Annotated in this window: 1 protein-coding gene; it reads left to right on the top strand. The window is 60.7% G+C overall.

Features of this window, described 5'->3' with window-relative positions; all coding sequences use genetic code 11:
- Positions 1-8 precede the first annotated feature (8 nt).
- The gene (locus EN969_RS34025; RefSeq protein ID WP_013529253.1) at positions 9-668 is read left to right on the top strand and encodes a peroxiredoxin; all 660 of its coding nucleotides are present in this window, start codon (positions 9-11) and stop codon (positions 666-668) included.
- Position 669: the final 1 nt, after the last annotated feature.

The raw sequence follows: 669 nt of genomic DNA, 5'->3' as shown, positions 1-669 counted from the left end.
GATGTACCATGAGCCTTCGTATCAACGACATTGCGCCGGATTTTACCGCCGAGACCACGCAAGGGACGATCAAATTCCACGACTGGATCGGGGACGGATGGGCGATCCTGTTCAGTCATCCCAAGAATTTCACGCCGGTCTGCACGACCGAGCTTGGCACGATGGCGGGGCTCGAAGGCGAATTCAAGAAGCGCAACGTCAAGATCATCGGCATTTCGGTCGATCCGGTCGAAAGCCACGGCAAGTGGCAGGACGACATCAAGACGGCGACCGGCCATTCGGTGAACTACCCGCTGATCGGCGACAAGGACCTCAAGGTCGCCAAGCTCTACGACATGCTGCCGGGCGGTGCCGGCGAGACGTCGGAAGGCCGCACACCGGCCGACAATGCCACGGTGCGCTCGGTCTATGTCATCGGACCGGACAAGAAGATCAAGCTGGTGCTGACCTACCCGATGACCACGGGCCGCAACTTCGATGAGATCCTGCGTGCGGTCGATTCCATGCAGCTGACCGCCAAGCATCAGGTGGCGACGCCGGCAAACTGGAAGCAGGGCGAGGACGTCATCATCACCGCTGCCGTCTCCAACGAGGACGCGATCAGGCGCTTCGGCGCTTATGAGACCATCCTGCCGTATCTGCGGAAGACCAAGCAGCCCTCTGCCTGAC

This window comes from Mesorhizobium sp. M7A.F.Ca.CA.003.01.2.1, assembly GCF_003998945.1.
Lineage (GTDB): Bacteria > Pseudomonadota > Alphaproteobacteria > Rhizobiales > Rhizobiaceae > Mesorhizobium > Mesorhizobium ciceri.
The sequence above is the reverse complement of the archived record's forward strand: the minus strand, read 5'-3'. Positions and strand labels throughout refer to the sequence as shown.